The organism is Providencia sp. PROV130 (assembly GCF_028482225.1).
Taxonomy (GTDB): domain Bacteria; phylum Pseudomonadota; class Gammaproteobacteria; order Enterobacterales; family Enterobacteriaceae; genus Providencia; species Providencia rettgeri.
Window position 1 is genome coordinate 99,427 of record NZ_JAMPQC010000018.1, and the last position, 12,285, is coordinate 111,711.

General features: G+C 43.4%; 14 protein-coding genes. 12 read left to right on the top strand and 2 right to left on the bottom strand.

Going from position 1 to position 12,285, the window contains the following annotated elements:
* Positions 1-63: 63 nt before the first annotated feature.
* Positions 64-1,998, bottom strand: coding sequence for an ABC transporter ATP-binding protein (locus tag PSF28_RS13035; protein WP_210839336.1), 1,935 nt, complete (start codon positions 1,996-1,998; stop codon positions 64-66).
* A gap of 222 nt (positions 1,999-2,220) precedes the next feature.
* On the opposite strand from PSF28_RS13035, the gene kefG reads away from it, so the two are divergent.
* From kefG to slyD, 4 genes are all read left to right on the top strand, one after another.
* Complete coding sequence (kefG, locus tag PSF28_RS13040) at positions 2,221-2,775, top strand: glutathione-regulated potassium-efflux system ancillary protein KefG (RefSeq protein WP_210839337.1); 555 nt, start codon at positions 2,221-2,223, stop codon at positions 2,773-2,775.
* Positions 2,775-4,583: a glutathione-regulated potassium-efflux system protein KefB gene (gene kefB, locus PSF28_RS13045; protein ID WP_210839340.1), complete on the top strand. Its 1,809-nt coding sequence runs from the start codon at positions 2,775-2,777 to the stop codon at positions 4,581-4,583. The genes kefG and kefB overlap by 1 nt, the downstream gene beginning before the upstream one ends.
* Before the next feature lie 9 nt (positions 4,584-4,592).
* Positions 4,593-4,796, top strand: a complete 204-nt coding sequence (locus PSF28_RS13050; RefSeq protein WP_115166425.1) for a YheV family putative zinc ribbon protein — start codon at positions 4,593-4,595, stop codon at positions 4,794-4,796.
* 86 nt (positions 4,797-4,882) lie between these two features.
* A complete protein-coding gene (slyD, locus tag PSF28_RS13055; protein WP_210839342.1) occupies positions 4,883-5,488 on the top strand; it encodes a peptidylprolyl isomerase in 606 nt (201 codons plus the stop codon).
* Positions 5,489-5,570: 82 nt separating this feature from the next.
* Here the strand turns inward: slyD and PSF28_RS13060 are convergent, their stop codons facing one another.
* Positions 5,571-5,792 (bottom strand): SlyX family protein, encoded by a 222-nt coding sequence (locus PSF28_RS13060; protein WP_004262507.1) that lies wholly within the window; start codon positions 5,790-5,792, stop codon positions 5,571-5,573.
* A 246-nt stretch (positions 5,793-6,038) separates the two neighbouring features.
* On the opposite strand from PSF28_RS13060, the gene fkpA reads away from it, so the two are divergent.
* The 8 genes from fkpA (at position 6,039) to fusA (ending at position 12,207) form a co-directional block, all read left to right on the top strand.
* Positions 6,039-6,782: an FKBP-type peptidyl-prolyl cis-trans isomerase gene (gene fkpA / locus PSF28_RS13065; RefSeq protein WP_102138909.1), complete on the top strand. Its 744-nt coding sequence runs from the start codon at positions 6,039-6,041 to the stop codon at positions 6,780-6,782.
* 298 nt (positions 6,783-7,080) lie between these two features.
* Positions 7,081-7,785: a helix-turn-helix transcriptional regulator gene (locus PSF28_RS13070; protein ID WP_004262503.1), complete on the top strand. Its 705-nt coding sequence runs from the start codon at positions 7,081-7,083 to the stop codon at positions 7,783-7,785.
* Complete coding sequence (tusD, locus tag PSF28_RS13075) at positions 7,782-8,186, top strand: sulfurtransferase complex subunit TusD (protein ID WP_210840271.1); 405 nt, start codon at positions 7,782-7,784, stop codon at positions 8,184-8,186. The genes PSF28_RS13070 and tusD overlap by 4 nt, the downstream gene beginning before the upstream one ends.
* A gap of 24 nt (positions 8,187-8,210) precedes the next feature.
* Positions 8,211-8,570: a sulfurtransferase complex subunit TusC gene (tusC, locus tag PSF28_RS13080; protein WP_115166427.1), complete on the top strand. Its 360-nt coding sequence runs from the start codon at positions 8,211-8,213 to the stop codon at positions 8,568-8,570.
* A 57-nt stretch (positions 8,571-8,627) separates the two neighbouring features.
* On the top strand, positions 8,628-8,915 hold the full coding sequence (gene tusB, locus PSF28_RS13085) for a sulfurtransferase complex subunit TusB (RefSeq protein WP_210840272.1): 288 nt from the start codon (positions 8,628-8,630) through the stop codon (positions 8,913-8,915).
* Between the two features lie 136 nt (positions 8,916-9,051).
* The gene (gene rpsL / locus PSF28_RS13090) at positions 9,052-9,426 is read left to right on the top strand and encodes a 30S ribosomal protein S12 (RefSeq protein ID WP_004265905.1); all 375 of its coding nucleotides are present in this window, start codon (positions 9,052-9,054) and stop codon (positions 9,424-9,426) included.
* 97 nt (positions 9,427-9,523) lie between these two features.
* Entirely contained in the window at positions 9,524-9,994 is a 471-nt protein-coding gene (rpsG, locus tag PSF28_RS13095; RefSeq protein ID WP_004262486.1) for a 30S ribosomal protein S7, read from the top strand.
* Between the two features lie 86 nt (positions 9,995-10,080).
* Entirely contained in the window at positions 10,081-12,207 is a 2,127-nt protein-coding gene (gene fusA / locus PSF28_RS13100) for an elongation factor G (protein WP_210840273.1), read from the top strand.
* The last annotated feature ends 78 nt before the right edge of the window (positions 12,208-12,285 follow it).

The window sequence follows — 12,285 nt, forward strand, 5'->3', positions numbered from 1 at the left end:
AACGAAAAGCTATCAAAAGATAGCTTTTCGTGATTTTAATGGATTGTGATGTTTTATAACGAATTAATTTAATTCAAACTCACTAGTCATGGTTTCTAACTGCTCTTGCAATTCCATCCACTCCATTTCCACGTCTTCAAGCGCCGCTTTGTGTTCAGTTTGTTTTTTCAAACATTCCGTCAATTCGGCTTTTTTATCTTGTTCATAGATGGCTGCATCAGAAAGTTTTGCTTCAAGCTCACTCAGGGCATGAGAGTGCTTATCCATCTGCTTTTCTAGTTCCGTAATTTTTTTACGGATAGGCTGAGTTAACTGACGAAATTCAGCTTCACGACGCTTTTGATCTTTTCTATCTTGTGCCGTCACCGTTGCAGCGGCTGCTGGCTTATCTTTCTCTTGTTGATCACGCACTTGCTGTAATTCGAGCTTATTTTGCTCAGCTAGCCATTGTTGGTAATCTTCTAAATCACCATCAAACTGCTCTACAGAACCGCCGTGGACTAAATACAGTTCATCGGTCGTGGTACGCAATAAATGCCTATCATGGGAAACGACAACTAAAGCGCCTTCGAAGGCCATTAAGGCTTCAGTAAGCGCTTGGCGCATATCTAAGTCCAAGTGGTTAGTTGGTTCATCGAGCAGCAGTAAATTAGGGCGCTGCCAGACGATTAAAGCGAGAACCAAGCGCGCTTTTTCCCCACCAGAAAAACGGCCGCTTGGGTCAGTAACTTGGTCACCTTTAAACCCGAAACCACCTAAATAGTCACGTAATTGCTGCTCAGTTTGTTCAGGGGCAAGGCGAGCAAGATGCTGCAAGGGGGACTCTTCAGGGTGCAAATATTCTAATTGGTGCTGGGCGAAATAACCGAGTTTAATCCCTTTTGCGAGGGAGATTTCCCCCTGTAATGGTGGCAAGTCACCAGCTAACATTTTGATTAAAGTGGATTTACCTGCACCGTTACGCCCGAGTAGCCCAATGCGTGACCCCGGGACTAAGTTCAGCTTGATGGATTGTAATATGACCTTTTCACCGTAGCCTGCGCTGACTTTTTCCATTTTTAATAATGGATTCGGTAAGCTTTCTGGTTTGCGGAATGAAAAATGGAATGGGTTATCCACATGAGCCGGTGCGACCATTTCCATTTTTTCAAGCATCTTAATGCGGCTTTGTGCTTGTTTGGCTTTGGTGGCTTGTACTCTAAAGCGGTCAATATAGCTTTGTAAATGTGCTGCTTTGGCTTGTTGGCTCTCATACAACGCTTGCTGCTGGGCGAGTTTTGTCGCACGTTGGCGCTCAAAAGAAGAATAGTTACCCGTATATTCGAACATGGTTTCTTGTTCGATATGCAGCACTTTATCAATAATCGGGTCGAGGAAATCCCTATCATGGGAAATCAAAATCAGGGTGCCTTGGTAGCTTTTTAACCACTTTTCTAACCAAATGACCGCGTCTAAATCAAGGTGGTTGGTTGGCTCATCGAGTAACAACAGGTCAGAACGGCAAAGTAGTGCCTGCGCGAGGTTCAAACGCATCCGCCATCCACCCGAAAATGATTTTACTGGGGAATCTAGCTGTGCTTGGCTGAAACCTAAGCCATGTAGCAAACTGGAGGCGCGAGAACGAATAGTCCATGCATCAATGGCATCAAGTTGCCCATGTACTACAGCGATGGCATGGCCATCATTTTTTTCATTGGCTTGCTGAAGTTTTTGTTCTAAGGCTCGAAACTCGCGATCACCATCAATCACATATTCAAGAGCGGGGACATCAAGCGCAGGGGTTTCTTGGTTGACCCATGCCATAGACCAATTGCTTGGAAAGGTTGCAGAACCTGCTTCAGCTTGTAATTCGCCTTTTAATAATGCAAGAAGTGTCGATTTACCGCAGCCGTTTTTACCCACTAAACCAACTTTTTGGCCGGGGTTAATAGTCGCAGTGGCATTGTCCAGTAGGACACGAACACCTCGGCGAATTTGGAGTGAAGAGAAAACAATCATAGCAACCGTCTATTAAAAATATGTTAAATTACCAACGTATATACTCTAAATAATTCACGGTGCTGTTAGGCGACAAGCAAATGAGTCGCTAGGAGCCTACTTAAGTAGGTGACTAGTGCGAATGCGCGTAGTCAACAACACAGCAACGTGAAGTATGACGAGTATAGCAGGCTGCATGGTAACGGAAAATGTTCCGTCTGACACGCCTTTGAGGAGGGAAAGATGTCAAATACACCGAAAGTGCTGGTGGTCTACGCTCACCCGGACCCCGATGAATCGATGGCTAATAAGGCGTTATTGGGGGCAGTGCGTGATTTTGACCATGTGACTGTGCACGATTTATACGCAATTTATCCAGATTATTTTATTGATGTTACTGCGGAACAAAAATTATTGTGCCAGCACGATATCATTGTTTTTCAGCACCCTCTCTATACTTATAGTTGCCCTGCTTTATTGAAAGAGTGGTTTGACCGCGTGTTAACTCGCCGTTTTGCAACCGAAGCAGGGTACCAAAAATTAAAAGGCAAATATTGGCGCTCAGTGATCACGACGGGGGAGCCTATCCACGCTTATCAACATGATGGGTATAATCATTACCCACTTACAGAAATACTTCGCCCATTTGAATTGACCGCATTAATGTGTGATATGCAATGGTTAGAACCAACCATCATTTATGCAGCACGTCGGCAGTCGAAAGAACGCTTTGAACAGCTTATTGATGACTACCGCCAATGGATGCAGCAACCGCTAGGTGCGGGAGGGTTATCCTGATGTCAGAATTGGGGCTATTTGAATCCGTTATCATCTTCCTCTGCGCCGGGGTTGTCATGGTACCTATTGCACAAAAAATCCGCTTAGGTGCTGTGCTCGGGTATTTGCTTGCTGGGATCATGATTGGGCCATTTGTTTTCGGTTTTATTCGTAATGTTGATGATATTTTACACTTCTCCGAAATGGGGGTGGTGTTCCTAATGTTTCTCATTGGGTTAGAGCTGAAACCTTCTAAATTATGGGAACTTAGGCGCTCGATTTTCGGTGTGGGTACGCTTCAAGTGGTTGTGACTGCGGCTATCATGGCATCTCTGTTATTTTTAGCCCAATTCTCTTGGCAAGCCGCCATTGTCGGTGGGTTAGGAATGGCAATGTCATCAACGGCAATGGCACTTCAGTTGATGAATGAAAAAGGGATGTCCAACAAAGAAAGCGGGCAACTCGGTTTCTCTGTTTTGTTATTTCAAGATATGGCCGTTATCCCGATTATGGCGCTGATCCCACTGTTAGCCGGGGATTCCGCAACCAGTGATTGGCAAAAGATTGGCTTGAAGATAGTCGCGTTCGCAGGCTTATGGGTCGTTGGCCGCTATTTATTGCGCCCGATGTTCAGGCTTGCTGCTAAATCTGGTGTTCATGAAATTTTTACGGCTGCAGCCTTATTGGTGGTATTAGGTTCTGCACTCATTATGGAAAGCCTTGGGTTTTCTATGGCTCTGGGAACCTTTATGGCAGGGGTCATGTTAGCAGAAACAGAATTCCGTCATGAATTGGAAATTAATATCGAACCATTTAAAGGTCTGCTGCTAGGGCTATTTTTTATCTCAGTCGGTATGTCGTTAAATTTAGATATATTGTGGGCTTACTTACCACAGGTATTGATTGCTGTTGCCGCATTAGTCGCTGTCAAAGCGTTAGTGCTTTACGGCCTGAGTTTAGCAGCTAGGCTTAGAAATGGTGCGAGAGCGCAATTTTCTGGTGTACTTAGCCAAGGTGGCGAATTTGCATTTGTAATCTATGCGACTGCCTTTGGTGCAAGTGTAATTAATGAACGGCAAATGGATTTATTGCTGGTGGTTGTCACGCTTTCGATGATGACCACTCCACTTGTGATGCAGCTGATAGATGCCTATTTGAACTACCGTTATAATCAACAGCCGGCCTCGAGTGAAAAACCGTTTGTAGAGGATAATGACCCGCATGTTATTTTGGTCGGTTTTGGCCGCATGGGGCAGGTGGTTGGCCGCTTATTAATGGCTAATAAAGTTAAAATTACAGTATTAGAACAAGATGTTACGGCGATTAGTACCATGCGCCGCTATGGTTATACAGTATATTACGGCGATGCACGTGAATTGCAATTATTGCGCTCAGCAGGCGCTGATAAAGCCAAATCCATCGTCATTACCAGTGATGTCCCTGAAGAAGTGATGGAAATTGTGCAAATTTGCCAAGAAAACTTCCCTAACTTGCATATTATTGCACGTGCTAAAGGTCGTCTTGAGGCTCATGAGCTATTGCAATGTGGCGTGACTGACTTTAGCCGTGAAACATTCTCGAGTGCGCTTGAACTTGGTAGCAAGGCTTTAGTCAGTACGGGGATGCACCCTCATAAAGCTTATCGTGCCAAGCAGCATTTCCGCCGTTTAGACATGAAAATGCTCAGGGATATCTACCCTGAAAATGAAAATAGTGATAGTGGGCAAATTTCACGCATTAAAGAGGCGCGTCGTGAACTTAATGAACTCTTTGAGAAAGAAATGCAAAGAGAGCATCGCCAGCCCCATAGTTGGAATAATGAACAGTAAGGGTTAGAAATGGCTTCAATACGTAAACGCTTTATTGCCGGGGCGACTTGCCCTAAGTGTAAGTCACAGGACACATTAATGATGTGGCGTGAAGATAAAATTGATGTCGTCGAGTGTGTCAATTGCGGTGATCAACAACGCCAAGCAGGGGATGAAGCAACTGGCCATGTCAGGCAAAAAGAGCAGGTTATTGGAATTTTTACACCTGAATAATAGAAATTTGTCAATTCTCAATACATCATCATAGTTTTTCGGTACAATTGGCAAAAATTTTCCCCTTACGGGTAGTAGGAGATGTCATGAAAGTAGCAAAAGACTTGGTGGTCAGCTTGGCTTATCAAGTAAGAACAGAAGACGGTGTTTTAGTTGATGAATCACCAGCAAGCGCACCAATGGACTATTTGCATGGTCGTGGGTCTTTAATTTCAGGTTTAGAAAAAGCATTAGAAGGTCGTTCTGTGGGCGAAAACTTCGATGTTGAAGTCGCTTCAGACGATGCATATGGCCAATACGATGACAACTTAGTTCAACGTGTTCCTAAAGATGTATTTATGGGCGTTGATGAGCTAGAAGTGGGTATGCGTTTCTTAGCTGACACTGACATGGGCCCAGTTCCTGTTGAAATCACTGGTATTGAAGGTGATGAAGTTATCGTTGACGGTAACCACATGTTAGCAGGCCAAAACCTGAAATTTAATGTTGAAGTCATGGCTATCCGTGAAGCAACAGAAGAAGAAATTGCACATGGTCACGTCCATGGCGCAGGCGGTCACGACCATGACCACGACCACGAAGGTGGTTGCTGTGGCGGTGGCGGTCATAGCCACGGTTCAGAAGGCGGTTGCTGTGGCGGCGGCGAAGGTCACGGACACGGCCACAAACAAGGCGGCTGCGGCTGCCACTAATACAAGGTATTAGTGTTTGTAAAAAAAAAGGAAGCGAAAGCTTCCTTTTTTGTATTTGAAATCAAGAGTTTTATATTTGAAATCAATAGTGTGGCGGCGGTGTTTCTTCTTCAGGCCTTGCTAAGTGAGAATCTTGGGATGATTTCAGTCTTTCAGCAACAATGCGCAAATGCTCTTGAAGGCGACTCATTTGCATTTGCTGGTCAGTAATAACCTGATTAAGTTGTTCAATCGCCAGTTCTTGAAAGGCAACTTTACTTTCTAAAAGTTCTAAGCGTTGTTCAAATGTATCAGATGAGTCCATATTCGACTCTCCTTAAGCGTTTATGTCGTAATTAAACCATCATAATAACTGAACATTACAAATCAATAGATAAGTTTTAGTTAAAGATATAGGCGACGAAACGACTTTTTGTTAATGTGGTCTCAGTAGTTATTATATTTTTTTAATACTCAATGGGGCAACGGGGTCTAAACTTAAAGAGCCCTACCCATAAAACGAATAGTTCGCTATTCGAATATAATCGAATAAAAGTTATCGGAGACTAGGATGAAATCACTGTTTAAGGCAAGCCTTTTAGCAACTACGCTAGCATTTACTTTTGCTGCTCCGCAAGTGATGGCAGCGGAAGCCAAAGCACAAAGCAGCGCATTCAAAAACGCAGAAGAGCGTAATGCGTATGCACTGGGTGCGTCTTTAGGCCGCTACATGCAGAATTCTTTAGAAGAGCAAAAAACAATTGGTATTAACTTGGATAAAGCGCAATTACTTGCTGGTGTCCAAGATGCATTTAACGGCAAAAGCAAAATGACCGATGCAGAAGTTGAGGAAACATTGCGTCAGTTTGAAGGTCAAGTCAAAGAAGCTGCAGACAAAAAAATGAAAGATGAATCAGCAGCGAATGAGAAAAAAGGTGCTGAGTACCGTGAAAAATACGCGAAAGAAAAAGGCGTTGTAAAAACTAAATCAGGCCTGCTGTATAAAATTGAAAAAGACGGTACAGGTGCTAAACCTAAAGCAGACGAAACTGTAGTCGTTCACTACAAAGGTTCTCTGATTGATGGCACTGAATTCGATAGCTCATATTCACGTAACGAGCCACTGACTATCCCATTAAACTCAGTAATTAAAGGCTGGACTGAAGGTTTAGTTAACCTGAAAAAAGGCGGCAAAATGCAGTTAGTGATCCCTGCTGAGTTAGCTTATGGTGAAAATGGCGTGCCAGGTATCCCTGCAAATTCAACATTAGTCTTTGATGTTGAATTATTAGATATCAAACCTGCAGCTAAATAAGTATTCATTAAGCATTAGCTAAGTGTATTTTGAAGCCCAACGCATTCATGCGTTGGGCTTTTTCGTATTTCTCATCAAAAAAAATCTCAAATTGTTTAAAACTTGTGATAAAACAGACTGTCTTGCATTCATTCGCTTGACGGCAACGCCGTGGAGTTTTAACTTCAGAAGACTCTATTTTATTTTTTATCATCACAATTGTTGGCTACGAACAAAGTAATGAAGGCCAAATAGTCGAATAATGAACGCCTTTTTAGTCAACAGGATGAATTTTTTACATTAGAAGGATGATGTTGAAATGTCTGATTCTATACAATCACACGACCTCAGCGATATTAACATATTGGATAACCAGCCCTTTTCTGAGACAGACCATGAGATTTTAAAATCGTATGAAGCTGCAGTGGATGGTCTGGCAATGCTAATCGGTGGGCACTGTGAAATTGTTCTTCACTCTTTAGAAGACCTAAACTGCTCTGCAGTCAGAATCGCAAATGGTCAGCACACTGGGCGTAAAATAGGCTCACCGATTACAGACCTAGCGTTGAGAATGCTGCACGATATGGCAGACGAAGAATCGAATGTCTCGAAGGCTTATTTTACGAAAGCGAAAAGCGGTGATTTAATGAAATCCGTGACTATTGCGATTCGTAACCGTAAGCAACGTGTGATTGGCTTACTATGTATCAATATGAACTTAGATGTGCCGTTCTCTGAAATTATTCAATCGTTTGTTCCAGAAACTAAACAAGAAGTCACTTCAGACGTGAACTTTGCCTCTTCAGTTGATGACCTTGTCGCGCAAACATTGGAATATACGATTGAAGAAGTCGGTGGTGACCGTAATGTCTCGAATAACGCAAAAAACAAGCAAGTGGTCCTTAACCTATACGAAAAAGGTATTTTTGATATTAAAGACGCCATCAACCAAGTAGCTGACCGCCTGAACATCTCTAAACACACGGTTTACTTATACATTCGTCAATTCAAGAGCGGTGAATGAGTAATACAAATTCGCTAACCTACTGCTTAGTTGTGACAGGTCCCGCTTACGGTACACAACAAGCAGCGAGTGCGTATCAATTTGCAAAAGCCCTTCTTGAAGAAGGGCATATATTGAAAACACTATTTTTTTATCGTGAAGGTGTTTTCAATGCGAATCAGCTTACTTCACCGGCAACAGATGAATTCAATTTAGTTTCAGCTTGGCAGGAATTGGCAAAACAATCAGGGTGTGAAATGCATATCTGTGTTTCCGCTGCCCTGCGCCGAGGGGTTGTTGACCAAGAACAAGCGCAAAGTTTATCACTTTCAACGGCTAATCTTGCTGAGGGCTTTATAATGAGTGGGTTAGGAAGCCTTGCGGAAGCGATGATAACCACAGACCGGACAATTCAATTCTAAGAACAGCTCAATACAAGGTATCGTGTGAAAAAAATAGCGTTTGTCTTTACAACCATGCCCCATGGAAATGCCAGTGGTCGAGAAGGGCTAGATGCATTATTAGCAACTTCAGCACTGACAGAAGACATTCAGGTGTTTTTTCTCTCTGATGGCGTCTATCAGCTTCTAGCAAACCAACACCCTGCCGAAGTGCTTGCTCGGGATTACATCGCAACATTTAAAATATTGCCATTATATGACATTGAAAAAATTTATCTCTGCGGCTCTTCATTACAAGAACGAGGGTTAGGGGAAAATACCAAATGGGTCGTGACGCCAACAATTCTCAACAAGAAAGAGATCAGAGCGAGAATAGCTGAATGTGATGTGGTGCTTAATTTTTGATCGATTGTGCGAATTTTGAGCTTGGGTTAAGTTTTGATCTATAGTAGGATCTTTTCTATGCTGTATACATTAGCAACATCTCCATTTAAATGTGATTTTTCTGTGATGCTAGGCTTTATTACGGCGGAAGACGTAGTTTTACTGATGCAAGATGGCGTGGTTGCGGCAGTCGCACAGTCACCTTTTCTTATTGCATTACAAAAAACAGGTGCGCAGTTGTACGCTTTGGATGCCGACATCAATGCTCGCGGGTTGCAAAATACCCTCTCAACCGCAGTTTCTGTAATCACATATCAAGGTTTTGTGAAGCTAACAGAAGTCCAAAAACAACATTTTGCCATATAAAGGCACTAAAAGTTGTATATTTCTTGACACCTGAGCCAGTCAGCAATAAAATTTCGCGTCCTCGTGTATCGTCATGTTGGCGAACGAGGTCAAAATCCGTGTTTACGAAGCAATAAAACCAGGAGCTTTTTTAATAATGGCAACTATTAATCAGCTGGTACGCAAATCTCGTAGCTCGAAAGTTGTTAAAAGCAACGTTCCAGCACTGGAAGCTTGCCCGCAAAAACGTGGCGTATGTACTCGTGTATATACTACCACTCCTAAGAAACCAAACTCAGCATTACGTAAAGTATGCCGTGTTCGTTTAACTAATGGTTTCGAAGTTTCTTCCTACATCGGTGGTGAAGGCCACAACTTGCAGGAGCACTCCGTTATCCTTATCCGTGGTGGTCGTGTTAAAGACTTACCAGGTGTGCGTTATCACACCGTTCGCGGCGCACTGGACTGTTCTGGTGTTAAAGACCGTAAGCAAGCTCGTTCTAAATACGGCGCGAAAAAACCTAAGGCTTAATGGATTTCCGTTAAGTAAGGCCAAACATTTTAATCTTAATGTCAAAATACTCTCGTAGAGTTTTGGACAAACCTGAATTAACAACGGAGTCATATCCATGCCACGTCGTCGCGTAATAGGTCAACGTAAAATTCTTCCAGATCCTAAGTTCGGATCAGAATTACTGGCCAAGTTTGTAAATATCCTGATGGTAGACGGGAAAAAATCTACTGCTGAAGCAATCGTATATAACGCACTTGAAACCCTTGCTCAGCGTTCTGGTAAAACTGAACTTGATGCATTCGAATTAGCACTAGATAACGTGCGTCCGACTGTGGAAGTTAAATCCCGCCGTGTTGGTGGTTCAACTTACCAAGTTCCAGTTGAAGTTCGCCCGGTTCGTCGTAATGCCCTGGCAATGCGTTGGATCGTTGATGCTGCTCGTAAACGCGGTGATAAATCTATGGCGCTTCGCCTGGCAAATGAATTATCAGACGCTGCTGAGAACAAAGGTTCCGCTGTTAAGAAACGTGAAGACGTTCACCGTATGGCAGAAGCTAACAAGGCGTTCGCACACTACCGTTGGTAATTTCTTACCCGCATTAGTGATGTATCTCAGGGTAGCCATTTGCTACCCTTTATATGAAGCATTGAACGCCCACGAGAGAGGAAAAAATGGCCCGTCAAACGCCCATAGCACGTTATCGTAATATCGGTATCAGTGCACACATCGACGCCGGTAAAACCACAACTTCTGAACGTATTCTGTTCTATACTGGTGTAAACCATAAAATTGGTGAAACTCACGAAGGTTCTGCAACAATGGACTGGATGGAGCAGGAGCAAGAGCGTGGTATTACTATCACATCTGCAGCGACTACTGCATTCTGGTCTGGTATGGCAAAACAGTATGAGCCACACCGTATCAACATCATCGACACCCCGGGACACGTTGACTTCACCATCGAAGTAGAACGTTCTATGCGTGTTCTTGATGGCGCAGTAATGGTTTACTGTGCGGTTGGTGGTGTTCAGCCACAGTCTGAAACTGTATGGCGTCAGGCTAACAAATATAAAGTTCCACGTATCGCGTTCGTTAATAAAATGGACCGTATGGGTGCGAACTTCTTACGTGTTGTTGAGCAATTAAAATCACGTTTAGCTGCTAACGCAGTTCCACTGCAATTACCAGTCGGCGCAGAAGAGTCATTCACTGGTGTTGTTGACTTGCTGAAAATGAAAGCAATCAAGTGGAGCGACGAAGACCAGGGCGTTACCTTCGAATACGAAGATATCCCTGCGAACATGCAAGAAGCTGCTGAAGAGTGGCACAACAACCTGATCGAAACCGCAGCAGAAGCATCAGAAGAACTGATGGAAAAATATCTGGGCGGTGAAGAACTGACTGAAGCAGAAATTAAAGCTGCATTACGTCAACGTGTTCTTGCAAGCGAAATTATCCTGGTTACCTGTGGTTCTGCGTTTAAGAACAAAGGTGTTCAGGCGATGCTGGATGCAGTTGTTGATTACTTACCTGCGCCAACAGATGTACCTGCAATCAATGGTATTCTGGACGACGGTAAAGACACTCCTGCTGAGCGTCACGCAAGTGATGATGAACCATTCTCATCATTAGCATTTAAAATTGCAACCGACCCATTCGTTGGTAACTTAACGTTCTTCCGTGTTTACTCTGGTGTTGTTAATTCAGGTGACACAGTTCTGAACGCAGTGAAATCGAAGAAAGAACGTTTTGGCCGTATCGTACAGATGCACGCTAACAAACGTGAAGAGATTAAAGAAGTTCGCGCTGGTGACATCGCGGCTGCAATCGGTCTGAAAGACGTAACTACAGGTGATACTTTATGTGCGGTTGATGCACCAATCATCCTGGAGCGTATGGAATTCCCAGAGCCAGTAATCTCTGTTGCAATCGAACCAAAAACTAAAGCTGACCAAGAAAAAATGGGTATCGCATTAGGCCGTTTGGCTCAAGAAGACCCATCATTCCGCGTATCAAGTGATGAAGAGACTAATCAGACTATCATCGCTGGTATGGGTGAATTGCACTTGGACGTTCTGGTTGACCGTATGCGTCGTGAGTTTAAAGTTGAAGCGAACGTTGGTAAACCTCAAGTTGCTTACCGTGAAGCAATCACTATGAAAGTGACTGATATCGAAGGTAAACACGCGAAACAGTCTGGTGGTCGTGGTCAGTATGGTCATGTCGTTATCGATATGTTCCCACTGAACAAAAACGATAAAGACGGCGTTCAAATGGATTACGAATTTGCCAACGATATCAAAGGTGGTGTAATTCCTACTGAATACATCCCTGCGGTTGACAAAGGTATCCAAGAACAGCTGAAATCTGGTCCATTAGCTGGTTACCCGGTTGTTAACATGGGTGTTCGTTTACATTTCGGTTCTTACCATGATGTTGACTCCTCTGAATTGGCGTTTAAACTTGCGGCTTCAATCGCGTTTAAAGATGGCTTCAAAAAAGCTAAACCAGTTCTGCTTGAGCCAATCATGAAAGTTGAAGTGGAAACACCAGAAGACTACATGGGTGATGTTATTGGTGACCTGAACCGTCGTCGTGGTATGATTGAAGGTATGGATGACCTGCCTACTGGTAAAGTCGTTCGTGCACAAGTACCATTGTCAGAAATGTTCGGTTATGCTACTGACCTGCGTTCTCAGACACAAGGTCGTGCTTCATACTCTATGGAGTTCCTGAAGTACAATGAAGCACCAAACAACGTTGCACAAGCTGTAATCGAAGCTCGTAACGCTAAATAATCGATTTTTATCGGTTAACAACTTTAATTTAAGTTCCTTCTTTATCGTGAAGAGGGAACTCCATAAGGAATAGAGTCG

What these genes read in the sequence shown, in the direction of transcription:
- PSF28_RS13035 (WP_210839336.1), bottom strand. Translation starts at nt 1,998, where the DNA reads ATGATTGTTTTCTCTTCACTCCAAATTCGCCGAGGTGTTCGTGTCCTA.
- kefG (WP_210839337.1), top strand. Translation starts at nt 2,221, where the DNA reads ATGTCAAATACACCGAAAGTGCTGGTGGTCTACGCTCACCCGGACCCC.
- kefB (WP_210839340.1), top strand. Translation starts at nt 2,775, where the DNA reads ATGTCAGAATTGGGGCTATTTGAATCCGTTATCATCTTCCTCTGCGCC.
- PSF28_RS13050 (WP_115166425.1), top strand. Translation starts at nt 4,593, where the DNA reads ATGGCTTCAATACGTAAACGCTTTATTGCCGGGGCGACTTGCCCTAAG.
- slyD (WP_210839342.1), top strand. Translation starts at nt 4,883, where the DNA reads ATGAAAGTAGCAAAAGACTTGGTGGTCAGCTTGGCTTATCAAGTAAGA.
- PSF28_RS13060 (WP_004262507.1), bottom strand. Translation starts at nt 5,792, where the DNA reads ATGGACTCATCTGATACATTTGAACAACGCTTAGAACTTTTAGAAAGT.
- fkpA (WP_102138909.1), top strand. Translation starts at nt 6,039, where the DNA reads ATGAAATCACTGTTTAAGGCAAGCCTTTTAGCAACTACGCTAGCATTT.
- PSF28_RS13070 (WP_004262503.1), top strand. Translation starts at nt 7,081, where the DNA reads ATGTCTGATTCTATACAATCACACGACCTCAGCGATATTAACATATTG.
- tusD (WP_210840271.1), top strand. Translation starts at nt 7,782, where the DNA reads ATGAGTAATACAAATTCGCTAACCTACTGCTTAGTTGTGACAGGTCCC.
- tusB (WP_210840272.1), top strand. Translation starts at nt 8,628, where the DNA reads ATGCTGTATACATTAGCAACATCTCCATTTAAATGTGATTTTTCTGTG.
- rpsL (WP_004265905.1), top strand. Translation starts at nt 9,052, where the DNA reads ATGGCAACTATTAATCAGCTGGTACGCAAATCTCGTAGCTCGAAAGTT.
- rpsG (WP_004262486.1), top strand. Translation starts at nt 9,524, where the DNA reads ATGCCACGTCGTCGCGTAATAGGTCAACGTAAAATTCTTCCAGATCCT.
- fusA (WP_210840273.1), top strand. Translation starts at nt 10,081, where the DNA reads ATGGCCCGTCAAACGCCCATAGCACGTTATCGTAATATCGGTATCAGT.